This window comes from Prevotella sp. oral taxon 299 str. F0039 (assembly GCF_000163055.2).
GTDB lineage: Bacteria > Bacteroidota > Bacteroidia > Bacteroidales > Bacteroidaceae > Prevotella.
This window is the reverse complement of sequence record NC_022111.1, coordinates 1521932-1542090: the sequence shown is the minus strand read 5'-3', so window position 1 is coordinate 1542090 and position 20159 is coordinate 1521932. Positions and strand designations below refer to the sequence as shown.

Here is a 20159-nt window from a genome sequence, read left to right as displayed (position 1 = left end):
ATTGTTGAACAAGGCTACATGTTTTGCAAGATATCTGTATGCTACAAAGTTAATACTTTTTAGTGGACTATTGCCCATTTTAATGTTTTTATAGTATATTTTTTTACTAGTCGACTTGCATAAAATAACAACTACGATATAATAGTACTGCTTTTGACTTGTAATTGCATTGCTTTTAGCCCATAAACTCATTGCTTTTGCATCCTAATTACATTGAGTTTGTTTAGTGAAAATAAAAATACTTTTTCGTGATTAAAATCTTGCTGTGCTACAAAAAGAAAATAGCTTCCCACATAAGGGAAGCTATTTATATATAAAATTAAATTTATCTTGTTTTAAGTTGAATGGTTTTGCGCTCTAAAAAAGTCGCTTCCGTCGTACGGGGGGAAGCTATCTATATGTAAAATTAACTTTATCTTGTTTTGAGTTGAATGACTTTGCACTCTAAAAAGAATTTCGCTCTCGTCCTACAGAGGGTTATTATAGCACATCTTTTAAGCAAGCTAAGCCTATTCCGTTGCTACCTTTTACCAAGATGCAGAAATTTTGCACGTCAGTTTGTTGCAGTTCGGCTATGACCTGTTCAACATTCTCGAACGATTTAAAATCGTTTTGTGTTGCCATAAACTCCTTTCCAACAAGCCAAACACAATCGAATTGAGCCAAATTCAATAGGTCGCATATCTTTTGATGCTCGCAATTGCTCACCTCACCCAATTCTTTCATGTCGCCAAGAATCACCATTTTGCGCTCAACGTCCATCTTTATGAAATTCTCAAGAGCCGCTTTCATACTCGTAGGATTGGCATTATAAGCGTCCATAATAATGGTGTTATGAGCCGTTTTGATGAGTTGTGAACGATTGTTGCTTGGAATATAGTTCTCGAGAGCCTTACAAATGTCTTTGCTTTCCACACCCATTGTTCTACCAATGCTCACTGCCGCCAACATATTGGCAATGTTATAAGCTCCGATGAGATGCGTACCTACGTTGTGCCAAGTGTCAGATTCGTTGTTGGTTTCTTTCCACCTGAAGCTAACAAAAGGATTGTTAGCTGTTATTTCTGCCACAAATGAAGCCTCAACGCTATTGGTAGGGGAATAAGCAATATAACTTTCACTCTTGCAATGTGTGCTAAACATCTCTAAAAGATCCGCAGATTCGGCATTGATAAATATGTTGTTGGCACGATTGTGCGCCTCCATAAAGTCGTATAATTCAGCCTTTGTGCGTTTAACTCCATCGAAACTACCAAATCCTTGCAGGTGAGCTCTACCCACATTTGTTATCAATGCGTAGTTTGGTTCAACGATATCCACCAGCGTTTTAATGTCGCCTGGGTGACTTGCACCCATCTCTATCACTGCCATGTTGTGCTCTTTGTTGAGGCGTAACAGCGTTTTAGGCACGCCAATATCGTTGTTTAAGTTGCCAAGAGTGTATAAAACGTTGTATTTTTGTGCCAAAACAGTAGCTAAAAGCTCTTTTGTTGTGGTTTTTCCGTTGGTTCCTGTAATACCAATAATAGTGGTATCGAGTGCTTTTCTATGGTGATTGGCAAGCTGTTGCAATGTGGTTAGAACATTATCTACAATGATGTATTGTTCATTACCAATCATATCGGGTGTCGATTCGTCTACTACAGCATAAGCACAGCCCTGCTCTAATGCCTTGTGAGCAAAGCTATTTCCGTTGAAGTTTGCACCCTTTAACGCAAAGAAAATACTACCTTTGGGACAATCTCGTGTGTCGGTGGTAATTTCTTTGCATTCTAAAAATAGCTGATAAAGCTTTTCTATTAGTGTCATTCTTTTGTTGTTTCTTTTTTTGAGTAACAAAAGTTTCAGATAATAATATCGTATTTCGTCTTTTGTCTCTAATCTTTTACAAAACAATTATATTCTATCGACCACTTGTACGAAGCATTCCTGTAATACGATTCACCAATTCGTGATTCGCAATAAGGTCTTCAATACTGATATGCATTCGATATCTCCAATAATGATTGGGGTTAGCTGGAATATTAATTCTTTCACTTTGAGGATCAGACAACCTTATCTTTTCATCCATAGCAAGCCAGTCTTGCAAGCTAATAACACACAATGCAGAAGGTGAATGCAAATGACCTTCGATAATTTCTTGAGCTAATTGCCCTGTAAGTGGATGAGGTGCGCAACCCGAATGATAAAGCATATTATTATAATAATCTTGCGTTTGTTCATTGTTTTCATCCCACCATAAACGAAGAGTTGGCATATCGTGGGTACTAATAGTTGAAACACTCTGATAAGGATTGCGATTTAGATATCCAAATCTCACATGAGGATCTTTTGGCATTGATTGGATCTCAAGACTAAAGATGCGTAATTCTTTCATAACCCACTCTACACAAGAAGGAATCATACCTAAATCTTCTGCACAAACTAGCATCTTTGTAGCTTGAACTAACCTTGGTAATTTCTTCATTGCTTCACAATACCAATAGTGATTGTTTCGTTTGTAATAATAATCATCATACAAACGATTGAAAGAATCTTTATCGTGTTGCCATAAAGCCTCATACATATGATTCAATTGGGCTGTTATCCGTGGATGGAAGAGATGAGGATTGTGATTATCTCTGATAAAAAGAACATTACTTACTAGCGCAAATAATCCTTCACGCAACCAATTATCTTTTTCAGAATGTTTTCCTTCAAAGGCCTCAGCAATCTTTCTTTGTGTATCGAAATTAGGCTTTAAACGATATATATCATCATGATCTAATTCCAAATACGTTTGTTTTACTTCTTCAGAATGCTCCTTAAAGACACGCTCAATTACCCAATCTGCAATAAAAGGAGTGGTGAATAACTTTTCTTGAAAATGCAAACCATAAGCTTCTATTTCGTCTTTTGATAAGGCAATAGCAGGTTCAAACTGTCCTAAAAGTCCATGAATTGAATCATAGGGAATACTCCAAATTCTAAAGAAACCTAAGACATGATCGATGCGATAGGCATCAAAAAACTGCGACATGTGTTGAAAACGCTTTGTCCACCACGCACAATTGTCTTTCAACATCTCGTTCCAATTATACGTAGGGAAGCCCCAATTCTGGCCATTTGTAGAGAAAGCATCAGGTGGTGCACCTGCTTGTGAGTTGAGATTAAAATACTTTGGTTCTACCCAAACGTCGCAACTATGTCGGTCTACACCAATAGGAATGTCTCCTTTCAATATCACTTGCTTGCTAAGAGCATAAGCATGCGCATCTTTCATTTGTGAGAATAAAAGATATTGAACAAAGTAATAGTAAGCAACCGCCTTATACTCCTTGCTTTTAGGATTTGATAATGTCGTACGCCAACTATCGTTCCACTCTCGATATTCGCCCCAATTACTACATAAAGGTGTCTTATACTTATCTCGTAAAGAACAATATAAGGCATAAGGTACAAGCCATTCTTGATTATTTTCAAAGAAAACTGAGAATTCTTTTGATCCTAATATTTTGGTTCCCTCTTGTTTATAAAGAAGTGATAGATATTCATTCTTAGCACAATTCACCCTCTCATAATCAACATGCTCTAGACTATTAAGTTCTTTTTGCAGCTTTTGGAAACGCAAATGTTGTTCTTTATCTCTTAAAGAAGGTAATGCATTTAGATTGATATATTGTGGATGAAGAGCAAAAACACTAACACAACTATAGGGATAGCTATCTTTCCATGTTCCAGAAGATGTAGTATCGTTGATTGGCAACAATTGAAGTACTCGTTGATTGGTGCACGACATGAAATCAATCATGCGTTTTAAGTCGCCAAAGTCGCCAATTCCAAAGCTGTTATTAGTGCGCAATGAGAACAAAGGAATCAAGGTTCCAGCTAAACGAATATCACAAATATCAAAGAATGCTTGATTTAATGAGTATACAAGTGTATTGCCTTTGTTGACAAGAGGGATTGAAAGGGAGCGATTATTTTCTGTTTCCCATAATGAGAAACTCTGATTTTGTTTATTTATAGCAACAAATTTAAACTCAATTTTCTCCCCAACAAACGACGATGCGTTAATATCAATAACCCATTCGTTATGCTGTTGTTCTGTCATAAACAACGCTTTATTGATATTCCATGCTCCTAATACATCTAAATCACCTACAACTGCAAGACGTTCAAATGACCTTAATTGAGGAGCATGCACTACTAAACGAAGCGTAATAGCATAATCATTAGGTTCAAGAGTTTTTATTTCTCGTTGATTTATACAGTTTGTAAAAGCAGAACTATATAAATATGTATCCTGAGGTGCATCTGTCCAAATATCAAAAACCTCATAGTTCTTATCACAAGTTGCATTAAAATCGAAGAAATGAGTTTGTAGTTGCCATTCTGATTTTATTATCTCTGCATTTCTTTCAATGCTATAATAATAGTGAAATGCTTTGATACCATCGGATGGAAGTTGTTGAATATGAACCCTCCAATTATGCCCGTCCAATGTTTTCATTCTATAAATAGATGTCCGTTCTATTCCCTCCTTATCAAAATAAATAAGATTCAAAAGCAACTCCTCACCATAAGTAGTGCTATATTGAATATTGAATGTGATATTTGATGCTTTCATTTTATTATAATTTGATGTAAAGGTAATGATAAAACACTATATATATAGTGATTCATTAACAATTTAATAAAGGTATATAAACAAACGTTTGCATTCTTGACATATGTCAATAATGTTATTGTTTAATTTCATTCACTCTTAAAAAAGTTTTCCAGTAAAAAGCATTATCTTTGCAATAACATTCAAAAGAAAGGTATTTATGACAAAAATACTTAACATAAGAGGGCAACTTTTCGACTTTTCGACTCCCGTTGTGATGGGGATTTTAAACCTAACTCCTGACTCTTTCTATGCCAATAGCAGAGTAGACACTAACAGAAATCTTGTTCAACGTGCCACAGAAATGTTGCAGGCAGGTGCTACAATATTAGATATTGGGGCATTTTCAACACGTCCTGGAGCCGAAGAAGTGAGCGAAAAGGAAGAAATGCAACGTTTGAAAGCAGGTCTATTATTATTAAAGAAAGAACTGCCCAATGCATTATTGTCAGTCGATACCTATCGTAGTAATGTAGCAAAGATGTGTGTTGAAGAGTTTGGAGTGGACATTATTAACGATGTTTCTGAAGGAGGTATCACTGGAAGGGCAAATGTTTTACTCGAAGAAGAACAGCACATGTTTAAGACTGTAGCACAACTTAAGGTACCATATATACTGATGTCGGTTAAAAGCGACATTGTATCAATGACTAAAGCCTTTGTTGCTGAGTTAAACGAGCTACATGCTTTGGGCGTAAAAGATGTTATTCTAGATCCTGGTTTTGGCTTTGGAAAAGATCTAAAACAAAACTATGAGGTGCTTTATCACTTAGAAAAGTTGTCTGTTTTAGATGCTCCGATCTTGGTTGGAGCATCTCGTAAACGCATGATTCAGCAAGTTTTGGATGTCAATGCAGATCATTCTTTAAACGGAACAACAGTTATTAATACTCTTGCACTAATGAAAGGAGCTTCTATTTTGCGTGTACATGATGTGCAAGAGGCTGTCGAAGCTATTAAGATTGTAGAAAAATATAAGCAAGCATCAATGTTATTAACATTATAAAAACTTAATTACTATGCCTTTTGAGTTCGGAATAAAAGATATAATAGATATTTTTTCAGTAGCTTTGATGTTATTTTATGTTTATAGATTGATGAAAGAAAGTCGTTCTTTAAACATATTTAGCGGGATAATGGTGTTCATTGTCATCTGGCTTTTCGTGAGTAAGATACTCTCTATGCGCCTTCTTGGTTCGATATTAGATAAACTTGTTAGCGTAGGAGTGCTGGCTTTGATTATTCTTTTTCAAGAAGAAATACGCAAATTCTTATATTCTTTAGGTGGACATGAACGTATAAAATTACTCACACGCTATTTTATGCCATCTAATAAGAATGAAGAAGACAAAGAAATGATATTGCCTTTGGTAATGGCTTGCATGAATATGGCTCGTGGAAAGGTTGGGGCTTTAATCGTACTTGAACGCAGTGCACCCTTAAATGACATTGCAGACACAGGTGAAAAGATTGACGCAAGAATAAGCCAACGCCTCATTGAGAATATTTTCTTTAAGAACTCACCTCTTCATGATGGTGCCATACTCATCTCTAAGAAAAGAGTTAAAGCAGCAGGTTGTATCCTTCCTGTTTCTCATAATAAAGATATTCCAAAGTCATTAGGGCTTCGTCATCGCTCAGCACTTGGAATTTCACAAAGTAGTGACGCTCTTGCGATAGTTGTTTCTGAAGAAACAGGCAACATATCTATAGCAATAAAAGGTGAATTTAAGCTACGTTTGTCTGCCGAAGAGCTTGAAAGAGTTCTCGCTTATGAGATGAGTGGACAATAAAACACAATGTAAGTAGAATTTTATATCATAACAAAAAGATGAGAAGTTACACCTAAATAATATATAGAGGTCTTCACTTCTCATCTTTATTTTTATATTATTGATTTGTTATCAAGTGGTTGCCATCATAAAAGTGATAACCATCTAGTTGCGAATGACAATGCAATTAGTTATTTACAACCTTCAAATTCTTTTCTTTTATATATGAAGACAACTTCTCACCCTTATCAATAGAAGCCACACCATTAGTGTAAACATCAACGTGTAAGCCACCTTTTAGAAGATTCTTAAGTGTTTCTAAAACACAATAGTCGCCTGCGACACCGCAAATAACAAAATTCGTATTTGCAGAAGTTACCTTATCTGTCATAGTGCAAAGGGTTCTTTTGCCCTTAACTGCAGGTGTAATCTTTTGAAATGCACCATATTCTTCTGTCTCTATCACCTCTCCTTTGCGAATAACTTGATAAGGAATATTTTTATCAAGACATGCTTGTATAAGGCGTTCATCTATTTGTGAGCCTTTAGAAAAACGTATACAATGTGGAGGCCATGGCCCTCCTTGTGCCTTAAACGAGCCATCTTTAGCATTATGCCAATCTACTGTGAAGATCACTTCATTGATGTTTGGATGCGATTGCAAATAAGCTAAAACATTATCTACTGCCTTTTCGGCTCCTGGAACATACAAACTACCTTGTGGATTGCAAAAATCATATTGGCAATCAACCACAACTAATGTTGTGTTTTGTGATGAATTAGCAACAGAGTTCTTTGCATTCATTGCTTTCTTCACTGAGTTCATGGTGCATTTAACTGTTTTAGGACGTTGTGCAACTGCTGTTATGCTACCAAATAAAATGGCGATAAGCATAACAAATAGCATTCTTTTCATTTTGATTTTGGTTTAGATGTTATAGAATTGAATAAACATTAGTGTGCAGAACAAAATATGTTGCAAAAAGAACAAAATATTGTTTGCGCACACAAAGATAGCTATTTATTTAAAAAAAGAGTACTTTTAAAAGTATTTTTATTCTAAATAATTTTTACTTTTGCAAGTAAATAGGGCTATGTATCTTATAAATACGACATTCAAGTGAGAGAACACAATTCGAATTTCTATTGTATATATATAGACTAGCATAATAACATCATTCAGGAGTAATAAAAATCAATTCTAAAATTATGGATTTTAATATAGAGAAAGGCGATAAAAAGCGTATTGTTATTGTAGGTGGAGGATTTGGAGGACTTGAACTTGCTAAGAATTTACGTAACTCTGGCATGCAAATAGTATTGATAGATAAACACAATTATCATCAGTTTCAACCTCTAATATATCAAGTTGCATCAGCAGGAATGGAGCCAAGTTCCATCTCATTCCCCTATCGTCGCATCTTCCAAAAATACAAAAACCTTTACTTCCGTTTAGCCGAAGTAAAGCAGATAGATGTTAAAAACAAAACAGTAATCACAAGTATTGGTAATGTAAGTTATGATTATGTAGTGCTATCGGCAGGTGCAACCACCAATTTCTTTGGTAATAAAGAGATAGAAAAAGGCTCGATGGCAATGAAAAGCCTATCAGAAGCAGCCCGAATACGTAACACTGTACTCGCAAATATCGAAAGAGCGATAACCACAGAAGATCCTGTTTTTAGACAAGAGTTATTGAATATTGTTGTAGTTGGTGGTGGAGCTACTGGTGTTGAGCTTGCAGGTGTGATGTCAGAGATGAAGAAAACCATTCTACCTCGTGACTATCCAGAGTTAGATGCTTCACTAATGAATGTCTATCTCATACAAGGCGACAACCGATTGTTACCTGCAATGGCTCCCGACTCGTCTCAAAAAGCTATCGACTTTTTACGTTCTATGGGTGTAAACGTCATTCTAAGTAAGTTTGTTAACGACTATAAGAACCACAAAGTGGTGTTAAGCGATGGCAGTAGCATTGCTACTCGCTCTTTAATATGGGTGAGTGGAATTATCGGAGTGGCGTTTGATGGACTCGAGAAAGAACACTATGGACGTGGACGTCGTCTGCTTGTTGATGGCTATAACCGTGTGATTGGACTTGAAGATGTGTATGCAATAGGCGACCAATGCATCATGCCCGATGCCGACAAGGCTTATCCTGGAGGACATCCACAGCTTGCTCAGGTGGCAATTCAGCAAGGAAAATTGCTCGCAAAGAACCTTATTCGAGAACAAAAGGGCAAGAAATTAAAAACATTCCAATATACAAACCTAGGCTCTATGGCGACAATAGGAAGAAACAAGGCTGTTGCCGAATTCTCATTGTTCAAAACTCAGGGTTTCATAGCATGGGTTTTGTGGCTGGTTGTGCATCTTCGTTCTATCTTAGGAATACGCAATCGCATCGTTGTTTTGCTTAATTGGCTATGGAATTATGTTAACTATAATCAGTCTTTACGACTCATCTTCAGAGCAGGGAGAGACAAAACAGAAGAAGAGATACAGCAAGCTGTTCAGCAAAAGGATACAAATTAGCCTGTAAAAGCATTGATATTAGGATGTAAAAGCACTGCTTTTAGGGAACAATAACATTGTTATTAGAGAACTAAAGCATTGCATTTAGCAAATAGCTGCAAAGCTTCCATCATACGAAATGCCAAGAATGTAAAGTCAACATTACATTTTTGGCATTTTTTTATCATTCAAACAAGTATAATACAATTATTTTTCTTACTTTTGCATAGTAACCTTTTATCTATTAAGAGGTCATAACTAACAAATAAATAAACAAACAAATTATGGATTTTTTACAAGATATTGTAGAGCGTGCAAAAAGCTATAAGCAACGAATTGTTCTACCCGAAGCAACAGAAGAAAGAACACTTAGAGCTGCAGATCGTGCTATTGGCGATGAACTTGCAGAGATTATACTTATCGGAAACCCTGGCGTTATTCGTGAACTTGCCAATAAATGGGGATTAAAACACATCGATAAGGCAACCATTATCGACCCATTGAATCACCCCAAAGCAGAAGAATACGCAGAATTGCTAACAGAATTGCGTAAAAGAAAAGGTATGACCATTGAAAAAGCACGTGAGTTAGTGAAGAATCCACTATACCTTGGTTGCTTAATTATCAAGACAGAAGGAGCAGATGGACAAATTAGTGGAGCAGAAAGTACCACTGGCGACACCCTTCGCCCAGCTCTTCAAATCATCAAATGCAGTCCTCAAGTGTCAGTAGTGAGCGGTGCAATGGTACTTATCACAAAAGAAACACAATATGGCGACAATGGAGTTTTAGTGATGGGAGACGTAGCTGTAACTCCAAGTCCAACGTCAGACCAATTGGCTCAGATAGCTTATTGTACTGCAGAAACCGCAAAAGCTGTAGCAGGAATTGAAGATCCACGTGTTGCAATGTTGAGTTTCTCTACCAAAGGCAGTGCTAACCACGAATTAGTGAACAGAGTTACAGAGGCAACTCGATTAGCTCACGAATACTATCCACAACTAAATGTAGACGGAGAGCTACAAGCTGATGCTGCACTTGTACCCGATGTAGCAGCAACAAAGGCACCAGATAGCCCAATTGCAGGTAAGGCAAACGTATTGGTTGTACCTAACTTGGAAGTAGGAAACATTGGTTATAAACTCGTACAACGCCTTGGAGACGCTATAGCAATTGGTCCTATTCTTCAAGGTATCGCACGTCCTGTTAACGACTTGAGCCGTGGTTGTTCAATAGATGATATCTATTACATGATTGCAATTACTGCATGTCAGGCACATCAAGCAAAACTTTGTGCAGAATAAGGATAAAAAAAAGAACCATTAAAATAATAACTAGAAAATAAATAAGCAAAAACAACATGAAAATACTAGTGCTCAATTGTGGTAGCTCGTCTATTAAATACAAGCTATACGACATGAATAACAACCAGGTTTTAGCTTCTGGTGGTGTAGAACGAATAGGTTTAGATAACGCTTTCATTAAAGTTGCGTTGCCTAATGGTGAGAAAAAGCAGATAATGCACGATATGCCAGATCACAAAGAGGGCGTAAACTTCGTGTTCCAAATGCTTCTAGACAAAGAAATAGGTGCTCTACAAAGTGTTGAAGAGATTGATGCAGTGGGTCATCGTGTTGTTCAAGGAGGTGATATTTACACCGAAAGTGTAGTTGTTACACCACAAGTAGAAAAAGATATCGAAGCCCTTTGCGACCTCGCACCCGTGCACAACCCTGGTCACTTACGTGGTATTAAGGCTGTAGATGAACTTATGCCAAACGTACCTCAAGTGTGCGTATTCGACAATGCCTTCCATAGCACAATGCCAGATTATGCTTATCTATATCCAATTCCTTACGACTTATATGAAAAATACCATGTTCGTCGTTATGGATTCCACGGAACTTCACACAGATATGTATCACAACGAGTTTGCGAATTCTTAGGAAAAGACATCAAAACTCAACGCATCATCACTTGTCATATTGGTAATGGAGCAAGTATTGCAGCTGTAAAATATGGCGAATGTATCGACACTTCAATGGGAATGACACCACTTGAAGGCTTAATGATGGGTAGCCGTTCTGGTGATATTGATGCTGCTGCGGTGACATATCTTATGGAAAAGCTAGGCAAGAAACCCCAAGAAATGTCTGATTTCCTCAACAAAAAAAGTGGAGTTTTGGGTATAACTGGTATCTCATCAGATATGCGTGAGATCGAAAATGCAGCTCTAGAAGGAAACGAAAGAGCCCAACTTGCATTGAACATGTATAACTATCGCATAAAAAAATACATCGGTGCATATGCTGCAGCGATGGGAGGTGTTGATATAATTGTATGGACTGCGGGTGTTGGAGAGAACCAAACAGGTACTCGTATCGATGCTTGTAGCGACCTAGAGTTCCTCGGAATCAAGATTGATGCAGAGAAAAACAAATCGAGAGGACAAGAAACTATCATCTCTACAGACGACTCTAAGGTTACTGTTTGCGTTATTCCTACAGACGAAGAGCTTGTTATCGCAAGAGACACCATGCGCTTAGTAAGCAAATAAACCATCTCTCTTAATAGAAAAGACAAGTGATGAGGTTTCAAACAGCTATTTTTCTATAATATAATAAGATAGCTTTTATCATCGAACCTCATAAAACATTAAAAGCAAGTTAGGTCCAATTGGTCCTAACTTGCTTTCTTTTCATTTCGTCAAAATACACAAAGCATTTTTTGTTTCTCATTCGATTTTTATTAGGAAAGCTATTATCTCATACGGCTAAAGATCAACATTATAGTTATAAACAATATTGCCACACTGCAAATGCAATGTGGCAATGTTATTATAAAATGCTAAAGAATGATTTATCCTTTAATTATCTTCTTAATATCATTCAACTTATTGAGTGCTTCTACGGGAGTTAAGTTGTTAATATCAAGGTTTAAGAACTCATCTCGTATCTGAATAAGCACAGGATCGTCTAACTTAAAGAAGCTAAGTTGTACGTTTTCATTAGGCTCATCGAGCTTATTTATAGCGTTTTTCGATACCTCTCCCACTTGATCGTTGTTCTTTTCGAGTTGCTTCAAAATAACATTTGCACGCTTAACTATGCTCTTTGGCATGCCAGCAATGTCGGCAACGTGAATACCAAACGAGTGTTCTGAACCGCCTTCTACGAGCTTTCTCATAAACATCACTTTGCCATTGGCTTCTTTCACGCTTACATTGAAGTTCTTAATGCGCTCGAATCGCTTCTCCATCTCATTGAGTTCGTGGTAGTGAGTGGCAAAAAGTGTGCGTGCTCTTGCCTTTGGTTGCTCGTGAAGATACTCGACAATGGCCCACGCAATGCTTATTCCATCATAGGTAGATGTACCTCTTCCCAACTCATCGAACAAGATAAGCGAACGTGAAGACACATTATTAAGAATGTTTGCAGCCTCTGTCATCTCTACCATAAAGGTTGATTCGCCCACCGATATGTTGTCGCTTGCCCCTACACGGGTGAAGATTTTGTCTACAACACCAATGCTTGCGCTATGTGCAGGCACGAAACTTCCGACCTGAGCCAATAGCACTATGAGGGCAGTTTGGCGCAAAAGAGCTGATTTACCCGCCATATTAGGACCTGTAATCATCATAATTTGTTGCTTTTCGCTATCGAGCAGAATGTCATTGGGCACATAACGCTCTCCAATAGGTAGCTGCATTTCGATAACTGGGTGTCTTCCTGCCTTGATATCGAGCACTTCTGTGTTGTTAATCTCTGGACGAACATAGTGGTTCGACTGTGCTACTGAAGCGAAAGAGTGCAAACAATCGATGCGAGCAATGATGTTAGCATTGATTTGTATTTGTGGAATAAACTCTTGAAGAGCCGCTATCAGGTCGTTAAAGATTTGCGCTTCGAGTGCCAAAATCTTATCTTCGGCACCTAAAATCTTCTCTTCATACTCTTTCAACTCTTGTGTAATATAGCGTTCTGCCTGCGCAAGTGTTTGCTTACGAACCCACTCTTGGGGCACTTTATCTTTGTGCATGTTGCGCACTTCGAGGTAATATCCAAACACATTGTTATAGCCTATCTTCAAAGAAGAAATGCCTGTTTGCTCTACTTCACGCTCTTGAATGTGCAAAAGATAGTCTTTTCCTGAGTGAGATATTGCTCTTAACTCGTCTAACTCGGGGTTCACTCCATCGGCAATAACGCCTCCTTTGTTCACAAGTTGTGGTGGATCGGAGGTGATTTCTTTTGCAATTCGAGCACGAATAGACTCGCATAGGGTGATTTGTTCGCCCATTCGCACTAAAGATTCGTTCTTTGAAGCCACACAAGCTGCCTTAATTGGTTCGATAGCGTCGAGTGCATAGCGCAATTGAACAACCTCTCTTGGAGACACCCTGCCCACTGCTACACGAGAAATGATGCGCTCTAAGTCGCCAATACGATGAAGTTGATCGGACAACACCTGCTCAAAGTCTTCGCTATTGTAGATATGTTCTACTACATTGAGGCGTTGTTCTATTGCTTTTTGCTCTTTTAAAGGGAACACCAACCAGCGTTTGAGCATGCGACTACCCATTGGTGTGATGGTGCTATCGATGACATTGAGCAACGAACTACCGCCCTCATGCATGGAGTTGATGAGCTCTAAGCTTCGAATGGTGAATTTATCGAGGCGCACATAACGATCTTCTTCTATTCGAGAGATGGATGTGATGTGGTTAATATTGGTGTGTTGGGTGATTTCAAGATATTGCATAATGGCACCAGAAGCGATAATTCCATTGGTGAGATGGTCGATTCCGAAGCCTTTAAGCGTTTGTGTTCCGAAGTGTTTCAATAGTTTTTGACGGGCTGTTGACTCGGTAAAAACCCAATCATCAAGCTCGAATGTGCAATATTTATCCCCAAAATATTGGTTGAACTGTTGCTTATTATCTCTATCGAACAACACTTCTTTGGGCGAGAAGTTCACCAACAACTTCTCTATTGTATCGTATGAGCCTTCGCCTGTTAAGAATTCGCCTGTTGAGATGTCGAGAAATGCAATACCACAAGAGGCTTTTCCGAAATGAATGGCAGCTAAAAAGTTATTTTCTTTATAGTTTAATACATTGTCTGCCAATGCAACTCCGGGCGTAACCAGTTCGGTTATACCACGTTTAACAAGCTTTTTTGTTAGTTTGGGGTCTTCTAATTGGTCGCAAATAGCCACTCGTCGTCCCGCACGAACAAGCTTTGGAAGATAAGTATCCAACGCATGATGAGGGAAACCTGCCATCTCTGTAACCGCAGAAGAGCCACCATTGTTTCGTTTGGTGAGCGTTATCCCTAATATCTTCGATGCTTCTACAGCGTCTTGTGAATATGTTTCGTAGAAATCTCCACAACGAAAAAGCAATATTGCATCTGGATGTTGATGCTTAAATGTGAAAAATTGCTTCATCATTGGGGTGAGTCCTTTATCTTTAACTGCCATAATAAATCGTTGTAAATTATGCCATCTGCCTACAAACAAGCAGGCATGGCGCTATTTATGCAAAGATAATAAATTTAATGCAGAATGAAGATGAAGACGAAACAAAAGAATAAAGCTCTAAATCTTATTCATTATTTTTTTGCTTCTTGCTCAAATCTAAGCCGAGTACGAACGTCTCCTGCTGTAAATTCAAATATTGTTATGCGCACCTTTGAGGTGGTATTTGGCTCAAACACAACAGTCAGCACGTTCTTATTGACAGCTGATTTAAGCCAAGGAGTTGATGAAAAGGGGGAAATAGCTGTTGAATTGGGATCTTTAAATGCCTGTTTATCAACTGTAAATGAATATTCAGAGATCGAGAATGACTCGTAGTTGGTGCAGGTTACGTGAATTGTTCCACCCTCTGCAGGCACAGAAATGGTGTTTTGACCTTTAAGATTGGTGTCTGAAACAAGATGCATTGGTTCAGTCTTTTCGCAAGAAGTGGTGATTGTGAAGAGCGAAAATACTGCAAGAAGTGCTAAAAGTAGATTTTTCTTTAACATGATATTTTACGTTTAAGTTATGATTAGTTATTGGTTTTAGATAACGTAGAAAGTTATTGGTTCTCTTTCAACAAGATGATCCACTGAAGAAACATACCTCTCTACTCCACAAAGATACAAGTTTATCTCTAAAAGTCAAACTTTTGAAGAAAATAATCTGTGTTGAGAGGCTTTATTATCGCTTTTTTATTCCTATACCTCTTTGCTCAAAAGGAATAAGACAACAGGACATAAAAGAATAAAAGACAGCACTAATCAAAGCATGAAATAAAGGTAAGAGACGAGGTATGTTATGATAAAAAATAAGAAAATGACAAAAAACTATCTGTTTTGCCAACATTAAGTAACCTAACAATAGGACAAAAAGAAAGAGGGAAACAATATTTCATGTTTCCCTCTTATATCATATTTGCATAACAAGCAATTATTCTGCTGTTGCTTCTTCAACCTTTTCAGCTTTTGCTTCAGGAGCTGCAGCTTCTTTTGTTGCAGTAGTCTTACGGCTACGACGTGTTTTCTTAACAGCTTTAGGAGCTTTTGCCATGTTTTCATTGTAGTCAACAAGCTCGATAAATGCCATTTCAGCAGCGTCACCTTGACGTGTACCCAACTTGATTACACGAGTGTAACCACCTGGACGATCAGCAACCTTTGTTGAAATTTCTTTGAAAAGCTCTGTTACTGCATATTTATTTTGCAAGTAACGGAAAACAACACGACGTGAGTTTGTTGTATCTTCCTTTGAACGTGTGATCAAAGGCTCTACATATTTCTTAAGAGCTTTTGCTTTTGCAAGAGTCGTAGTGATTCTTTTGTGCATAATCAACGAGATAGCCATGTTAGCAAGCATAGCACTACGATGAGATGCAGTACGACCCAAATGCTCCTTTATTTATGTTATTTTGTTGTTAGTGACATCTTACTTACCACAGATAGAGGAGATTATAGAATGAAACAGTTCTCTGATGAGAAAATGTGCAGGCTGTACGAGAAGTTTATTTGGGAATTTTATAAGAGGCATTATCCAAAACTCAATGCTGAAGCCAGTCAAATTGATTGGAATGTTCAAGAAGATGTTTCAGATATGAATGTATTGCCCATTATGAAGACCGATGTAATGCTCCATTTTGCCTATCGTACCCTCATAATAGATGCCAAATATTATGGTAAGACTATGCAGAATAACTTCAATAAAAGAACTATACATTCCAATAATCTCTATCAAATTCAATCTTATGTATATAATTTAGATAAAGAGCATATTGGTAATGTGGATGGAATGCTTTTATATGCCAAGACACAGGAAGAAATAGTGCCAAACAACCAAGTGGTTTTGAATGATGGAAACACGATATATTTCCGCACTTTAGATTTAAATCAGTCATTTGAGAAAATCAAAAAACAGCTGGATTATTTAGTCATAGTATAATAATATAAGATTAGTTTATGGAATTGCATAAACAAAATAATTACACCATTGATGACATCCAAGCATTGATTGATAATCATCTGAAGAAGGCGTTCATCTTAAATTAAAAGGAACAAATGCTCTTTCAAAAGAGAATGCAGACTGTCTACTCCCCTTCTATACAGAGGCTTATAAAGTGCTGTACATCTCTTTCTCCAATATCTTCAAGTCTTTTTTAGTACAAACATAAAAAAAGAGAGCTTAACTGATTACTCAATTAAACTCTCTTTAATAAAAAAGGCAGCTACCTACTCTCCCGCATTGCATTGCAGTACCATCGGCGCAAGTGGGCTTAACTTCTCTGTTCGGAATGGGAAGAGGTGGAACACCACCGCTATAACCGCCTGATATTTCTTTATAACATCTATAACATATCTACAAGCAAAATGTATGATTAAATAAATCAAAACGGATGAAAATAATCTGTGTCTGAAAGCTTTGGGCAATTAGTAGTGCTCGGCTTTGACATCACTGTCTTTACACCTACACCCTATCAACGTCGTCGTCTACAACGACCCTCAAAGGAGTTCTAATCTTGCGGATGGCTTCGCACTTAGATGCTTTCAGCGCTTATCCAAACCAGACTCGGATACCCAGCGGTGCCCCTGGCGGAACAACTGGTAAACCGGAGGTCTGTCCATCACGGTCCTCTCGTACTAGTGACGGCTCCACGCAAAACTCCAACGCCCGCGATAGATAGAGACCGAACTGTCTCACGACGTTCTGAACCCAGCTCGCGTGCCACTTTAATGGGCGAACAGCCCAACCCTTGGGACCTTCTCCAGCCCCAGGATGTGACGAGCCGACATCGAGGTGCCAAACCACCCCGTCGATATGAGCTCTTGGGGGGGATCAGCCTGTTATCCCCGGAGTACCTTTTATCCTTTGAGCGACGGAGTTTCCATACACATCCGCCGGATCACTATGCCCTAGTTTCCTACCTGCTCGGCATGTCTGCCTCTCAGTCAAGCACCCTTATGCCATTGCACTCTAATAGGTCGGTTACCAATCGACCTGAGGGTACCTTTGGAAGCCTCCGTTACGCTTTTGGAGGCGACCACCCCAGTCAAACTACCCACCAAACAATGTCCTCGTTAATCACGAGTTAGACCTCAGACAGCCAAAGGGCCGTATTTCAAGGATGGCTCCAAGAGTGCTGGCGCACCCCCTTCAAAGCCTCCGGCCTATCCTACACATCGGATGACCAAGGTCAATGCTAAGCTGTAGTAAAGGTTCACGGGGTCTTTTCGTCCCATCGCGGGTAATCGGCATCTTCACCGATACTACAATTTCACTGAGATCATGGTTGAGACAGTGTCCAGATCATTACACCATTCGTGCAGGTCGGAACTTACCCGACAAGGAATTTCGCTACCTTAGGACCGTTATAGTTACGGCCGCCGTTTACTGGGGCTTCAATTCAAACCTTCTTCCGAAGAATAAGCTCTCCTCTTAACCTTCCAGCACCGGGCAGGTGTCAGACTGTATACATCATCTTTCGAGTTAGCACAGCCCTGTGTTTTTGTTAAACAGTTGCCTGGACCGATTCTCTGCGCCTCAATACCATTACAGTAAGAGGACCCCTTATCCCGAAGTTACGGGGTCAATTTGCCTAGTTCCTTAACCATGAATCTCTCAACGCCTTAGTATATTCTACCCGACTACGTGTGTCCGTTTACGGTACGGGTGCTTTAACAATATGTTTAGAGCATTTTCTTGGAAGCAGGATTACCCACACTATTGGTTTACTCCGAGGAGAAAACCATACTATCAAGTTCGGATCTGATTGTGGATTTACCTGCAATCATCAACTCCTACACTCTTTAACGAGGACTTCCGTCGCCTCGCGGTGGTGTCACTTCTTCGTCTGCCCATCACTCATTAAAGCAGTAACGGAATATTAACCGTTTCTACCATCGCCATCGCCATTCGGCTGAGACTTAGGACCCGACTAACCCCGGGGTGATTGACATTGCCCGGGAAACCTTGGTCTTGCGGCGGGAGGGAATCTTACCCTCCTTATCGTTACTTATACCTACATTTGCTTTTCCATAAACTCCAGATATAGTTGTCCTATATCATTCAACGTCAATGGAATGCTCCCCTACCGATACTTTTTTAAATACTATCCCGCGCCTTCGGTATCTGCCTTATACCCGATTATTATCCATGCCCGGACCCTCGACCAGTGAGCTGTTACGCACTCTTTAAATGAATGGCTGCTTCCAAGCCAACATCCTGGCTGTCATGGGGACCAGACTTCGTTAGACTAACTTAGACAGAATTTGGGGACCTTAAACGACGGTCTGGATTCTTCTCCTCTCGGGGACGGACCTTAGCACCCGCCCCCTTACTGCACGACTGCAAAGCGTAAGCATTCGGAGTTCGTCAGGTCTCGATAGGCGGTGAAGCCCTCTTGACCTATCGGTCGCTCTACCTCTTACGTTAATCATCGTACGCGGCACCTAAATGCCTTTCGGGGAGTACGAGCTATCTCCAAGTTTGATTGGCCTTTCACTCCTACACTCACCTCATCCAGAAGCTTTTCAACGCTTATTGGTTCGGACCTCCATTCCGTGTTACCGGAACTTCATCCTGGACAAGTGTAGATCACTTGGTTTCGCGTCTACCACCACTGACTCAACGCCCTGTTAAGGCTCGCTTTCACTGCGGTTGCTCCACTTAAGAGGATTAACCTTGCCAGTGACGGTAACTCGTAGGTTCATTATGCAAAAGGCACGCCGTCACATCATAAAATGCTCCGACCGCTTGTAGGCGCATGGGTTCAGGATCTATTTCACTCTTCTTATCGAAGTTCTTTTCACCTTTCCCTCACGGTACTGGTACGCTATCGGTCTCATGGGAGTATTTAGCCTTACCGGATGGGCCCGGCAGATTCACACAGGATTACACGTGTCCCGCGCTACTCAGGATACTACTATGTCTTGGCATGCTTCGAATAAAGGGCTTTCACCTGCTATGGCTACACTTTCCAGTATATTCTTCTCGCAATTCAAGTACAACAACGTAGTCCTACAACCCCAACATTGCAGAATACAACATTGGTTTGGGCTAATCCCCGTTCGCTCGCCACTACTAAGGGAATCATTAGTTTATTTTCTCTTCCTCGAGGTACTAAGATGTTTCAGTTCCCTCGGTTCGCCTCATATATCATATATATGATAATTACCTTATGGTAATTGGGTTGTCCCATTCGGAAATCAACGGATCAAAGGTTATTTGCACCTACCCGTCGCTTATCGCAGCTTATCACGTCCTTCATCGCCTCCATGAGCCAAGGCATCCGCCATGCGCCCTTAATTACTTTCTAAACTTTAGTTATCTTAAAAAAAGATTAACTCATACTTTCAGCTGTTGATTTCTTGTTTAATCTACAGTTTTGCTTGTATCAATATGTCAAAGATCTTATTTATTACGAATCAAATTCATAATACATGTGGAGAATAACGGATTCGAACCGTTGACCCCCTGCGTGCAAGGCAGGTGCTCTAGCCAGCTGAGCTAATCCCCCAAGGGTTAACTTGTATCTTAGGTAGTCCCAGGCAGACTTGAACTGCCGACCTCCACATTATCAGTGTGGCGCTCTAACCAACTGAGCTATAGGACTTCGTTCTGGTTAAGTTCAAGTGCCAAGGCTAATGATTTGCCCAGCATCATTTTTCCCTTGTAAACAAGACAAGTAAGTAAGTACAAGATTATAAATA

The 20159-nt window shown here is 39.2% G+C and carries 12 protein-coding genes, 2 tRNA genes and 2 rRNA genes; 6 read left to right on the top strand and 10 right to left on the bottom strand.

Going from position 1 to position 20159, the window contains the following annotated elements; genetic code table 11:
* Nucleotides 1-480: 480 nt before the first annotated feature.
* Together murF and HMPREF0669_RS08985 are read right to left on the bottom strand one after the other, a co-directional pair.
* Complete coding sequence (gene murF / locus HMPREF0669_RS08990; RefSeq protein WP_009228220.1) at nucleotides 481-1809, bottom strand: UDP-N-acetylmuramoyl-tripeptide--D-alanyl-D-alanine ligase; 1329 nt, start codon at nucleotides 1807-1809, stop codon at nucleotides 481-483.
* Nucleotides 1810-1903: 94 nt separating this feature from the next.
* Nucleotides 1904-4609, bottom strand: a complete 2706-nt coding sequence (locus HMPREF0669_RS08985) for a 4-alpha-glucanotransferase (protein WP_020967392.1) — start codon at nucleotides 4607-4609, stop codon at nucleotides 1904-1906.
* Between the two features lie 199 nt (nucleotides 4610-4808).
* On the opposite strand from HMPREF0669_RS08985, the gene folP reads away from it, so the two are divergent.
* Together folP and cdaA are read left to right on the top strand one after the other, a co-directional pair.
* Entirely contained in the window at nucleotides 4809-5654 is an 846-nt protein-coding gene (gene folP, locus HMPREF0669_RS08980; protein WP_009228218.1) for a dihydropteroate synthase, read from the top strand.
* Nucleotides 5655-5667: 13 nt separating this feature from the next.
* The gene (gene cdaA / locus HMPREF0669_RS08975) at nucleotides 5668-6441 is read left to right on the top strand and encodes a diadenylate cyclase CdaA (RefSeq protein WP_009228217.1); all 774 of its coding nucleotides are present in this window, start codon (nucleotides 5668-5670) and stop codon (nucleotides 6439-6441) included.
* Nucleotides 6442-6607: 166 nt separating this feature from the next.
* Here cdaA and HMPREF0669_RS08970 read toward each other — a convergent pair whose 3' ends face one another.
* Nucleotides 6608-7225 carry an isochorismatase family protein gene (locus tag HMPREF0669_RS08970; RefSeq protein WP_009228216.1) on the bottom strand — a complete coding sequence of 206 codons (618 nt, stop codon included), beginning with the start codon at nucleotides 7223-7225 and terminating at the stop codon, nucleotides 6608-6610.
* 404 nt (nucleotides 7226-7629) lie between these two features.
* Between HMPREF0669_RS08970 and HMPREF0669_RS08965 the strand changes: the two genes are divergently transcribed.
* The 3 genes from HMPREF0669_RS08965 to HMPREF0669_RS08955 all read left to right on the top strand — a co-directional run bounded on the left by HMPREF0669_RS08965 (nucleotide 7630) and on the right by HMPREF0669_RS08955 (nucleotide 11494).
* Nucleotides 7630-8958 (top strand): NAD(P)/FAD-dependent oxidoreductase, encoded by a 1329-nt coding sequence (locus HMPREF0669_RS08965; protein WP_009228215.1) that lies wholly within the window; start codon nucleotides 7630-7632, stop codon nucleotides 8956-8958.
* 263 nt (nucleotides 8959-9221) lie between these two features.
* Nucleotides 9222-10241 carry a phosphate acetyltransferase gene (pta, locus tag HMPREF0669_RS08960; RefSeq protein WP_009228214.1) on the top strand — a complete coding sequence of 340 codons (1020 nt, stop codon included), beginning with the start codon at nucleotides 9222-9224 and terminating at the stop codon, nucleotides 10239-10241.
* Between the two features lie 56 nt (nucleotides 10242-10297).
* The gene (locus tag HMPREF0669_RS08955; protein ID WP_009228213.1) at nucleotides 10298-11494 is read left to right on the top strand and encodes an acetate/propionate family kinase; all 1197 of its coding nucleotides are present in this window, start codon (nucleotides 10298-10300) and stop codon (nucleotides 11492-11494) included.
* A 302-nt stretch (nucleotides 11495-11796) separates the two neighbouring features.
* Here HMPREF0669_RS08955 and mutS read toward each other — a convergent pair whose 3' ends face one another.
* The 3 genes from mutS to rplQ form a co-directional block, all read right to left on the bottom strand.
* Nucleotides 11797-14418, bottom strand: coding sequence for a DNA mismatch repair protein MutS (gene mutS / locus HMPREF0669_RS08950; protein ID WP_009228212.1), 2622 nt, complete (start codon nucleotides 14416-14418; stop codon nucleotides 11797-11799).
* Nucleotides 14419-14549: 131 nt separating this feature from the next.
* Nucleotides 14550-14966: a hypothetical protein gene (locus tag HMPREF0669_RS08945; protein WP_009228211.1), complete on the bottom strand. Its 417-nt coding sequence runs from the start codon at nucleotides 14964-14966 to the stop codon at nucleotides 14550-14552.
* A gap of 424 nt (nucleotides 14967-15390) precedes the next feature.
* Complete coding sequence (rplQ, locus tag HMPREF0669_RS08940) at nucleotides 15391-15816, bottom strand: 50S ribosomal protein L17 (protein ID WP_051148222.1); 426 nt, start codon at nucleotides 15814-15816, stop codon at nucleotides 15391-15393.
* Between the two features lie 9 nt (nucleotides 15817-15825).
* Here rplQ and HMPREF0669_RS08935 point away from each other — a divergent pair, with 9 nt between their 5' ends.
* Nucleotides 15826-16395, top strand: a complete 570-nt coding sequence (locus tag HMPREF0669_RS08935; RefSeq protein WP_198024629.1) for a hypothetical protein — start codon at nucleotides 15826-15828, stop codon at nucleotides 16393-16395.
* Nucleotides 16396-16669: 274 nt separating this feature from the next.
* On the opposite strand, the gene rrf is transcribed toward HMPREF0669_RS08935, so the two are convergent.
* From rrf to HMPREF0669_RS08915, 4 genes are all read right to left on the bottom strand, one after another.
* A 5S ribosomal RNA gene (rrf, locus tag HMPREF0669_RS08930) occupies nucleotides 16670-16782 on the bottom strand.
* A gap of 78 nt (nucleotides 16783-16860) precedes the next feature.
* Nucleotides 16861-19766: ribosomal RNA gene (locus HMPREF0669_RS08925) — 23S ribosomal RNA — on the bottom strand.
* A 126-nt stretch (nucleotides 19767-19892) separates the two neighbouring features.
* Nucleotides 19893-19966, bottom strand: a tRNA-Ala gene (locus tag HMPREF0669_RS08920).
* A gap of 22 nt (nucleotides 19967-19988) precedes the next feature.
* Nucleotides 19989-20062, bottom strand: a tRNA-Ile gene (locus HMPREF0669_RS08915).
* Between the last annotated feature and the right edge of the window lie 97 nt (nucleotides 20063-20159).